This is a genomic window from uncultured Aquincola sp., from assembly GCF_964001545.1.
Taxonomy (GTDB): domain Bacteria; phylum Pseudomonadota; class Gammaproteobacteria; order Burkholderiales; family Burkholderiaceae_C; genus Aquincola.
This window is the reverse complement of record NZ_CAXFDV010000825.1, coordinates 1-1,799: the sequence shown is the minus strand read 5'-3', so window position 1 is coordinate 1,799 and position 1,799 is coordinate 1. Positions and strand designations below refer to the sequence as shown.

The 1,799-nt window shown below is 70.4% G+C and carries 3 protein-coding genes; all 3 read right to left on the bottom strand.

What is annotated here, in order from left to right; all coding sequences use genetic code 11:
* The coding region (locus tag ABNT58_RS28580; protein ID WP_348756738.1) for an ATP-binding cassette domain-containing protein at positions 1-314 on the bottom strand (314 nt) is incomplete at its 3' end.
* 12 nt (positions 315-326) lie between these two features.
* The gene (gene ssuC / locus ABNT58_RS28575) at positions 327-1,103 is read right to left on the bottom strand and encodes an aliphatic sulfonate ABC transporter permease SsuC (RefSeq protein WP_348756737.1); all 777 of its coding nucleotides are present in this window, start codon (positions 1,101-1,103) and stop codon (positions 327-329) included.
* 1 nt (position 1,104) lies between these two features.
* The coding region (locus tag ABNT58_RS28570; protein ID WP_348756736.1) for an LLM class flavin-dependent oxidoreductase at positions 1,105-1,799 on the bottom strand (695 nt) is incomplete at its 5' end.

Below are 1,799 nucleotides of genomic sequence, written 5' to 3'. Positions count from 1 at the left end.
TGGATCTGCCCGCTGCTGGGGGCTTCCAGCTGGGCCAGCAGCCGCAGCAGCGTGCTCTTGCCGCAGCCGCTGCGGCCCACGATGGCCACGAACTCGCCGGGGCGGATGTCCAGGTCGATCTCGTGCAGCACCGTGCGCTCGCCGTAGCGCTTGCCCACGCCGCGCAGCTGCAGGTCCAGCCCGCGGGGCGCGCTGGGCACGCTGCGCCGCAGTGGCGCGGGGGCGGCCTGCGGCCGCGCCGTGGCCGGGTGTTCCAGCGCGGCCGTGCCGTCGATGTCGAACAGGAAGGGGTGCACCATCGTCGTCGTTCTCATGGGTCCGCCCGGTCAGGCGGGTTGGTAGCCGGGGTGCCAGCGCAGCCACCAGCGCTCCAGGCCCTTGGCCAGCAGGTCGGCCAGTTTGCCCAGCAGCGCATACAACAGGATGCCCACCAGCACCACGTCGGTCTGCAAAAACTCGCGGGCGTTCATCGTCAGGTAGCCGATGCCGGCCTGGGCTGAGATGGTCTCGGCCACGATCAGCAGCACCCAGGTCAGGCCCAGGCTGAAGCGCACGCCCACCAGGATGGAGGGCAAGGCACCCGGCAGGATCACTTGCCTATACAAGGGCCAGCCGCGCAGGCCGTAGCTGCGGGCCATCTCGATCAGCCCCTTGTCCACTGACCGGATGCCGTGGAAGGTGTTGAGGTAGATCGGGAAGAACACCCCCAGCGACACGAGAAACAGCTTGGCCGTCTCGTCGATGCCGAACCACAGGATGACCAGCGGAATCAACGCCAGGGCCGGGATGTTGCGCACCATCTGCAGCGTGGAGTCCAGCAGCGTTTCGGCCGCCTTGAAGCTGCCGGTGAGCAAGCCCAGCAGCAGCCCCAGGCCGCCGCCGATGGCAAAGCCCAGCGCGGCGCGGCGGGTACTCACGGCCACATGGGTCCACAGCTCGCCCGACTGGGCGAGCGTGAAGAAGGCCTTGACCACGGCCCACGGCTCGGGCAGCACGCGGGTGGACAGCCAGCCCAGCGACGAGGCCGCCTGCCAGCCCAGGATCACCAGCACCGGCACCACCCAGGGCGCGGCGCTGCGCAGCGAACGTGAAGCGGCCGCCATCTCAGCTCACCGAGGCCGCGCGCGGCACGATGCTGTTGGCCACGATCTCGCCGAAGGGGCCGGTGAGCTGCGGCTGCACCAGCTTCTCACGCAGCTGCAGCGGCAGCAGCGGGAACACCAGCTCGGCAAAGCGGTAGGCCTCTTCCAGGTGCGGGTAGCCCGACAGCACGAAGTACTCCAGCCCCAGGTCGGCGTATTCCTTGATCAGCGCCGCCACCTGCTGCGGGTTGCCCACCAGCGCAGTGCCGGCACCACCGCGCACCAGGCCCACGCCGGCCCACAGGTGCGGATACACCTCCAGACCCTTGCGGATGTCGGTCGGGTCGAACCGGCCGCCGTGCAGCGCGGCCATGCGGCGCTGGCCTTCGCTGTCCATGCTGGCGAACTTCTTCTGCGCCGCGGCCACGGTGGCCGGGTCCAGATGTTTGACCAGGTCGCGCGCGGCGGCCCAGGCTTCGTCCTCGGTTTCGCGCACGATCACGTGCAGCCGGATGCCGTAGGTCAGCGTGCGGCCGTGGCGGGCGGCGCGTTCGCGGATGTCGGCCACCTTGGCGGCCACCGCGGCCGGCGGCTCGCCCCAGGTCAGGTAGGTGTCCAGCTGCTGCGCGGCCAGCTCATGCGCCTCGGGCGACGAACCGCCGAAGAAGAGGGGCGGGTAAGGCGCCTGCACCGGCGGGTACAGCAGCTTGGCGCCCT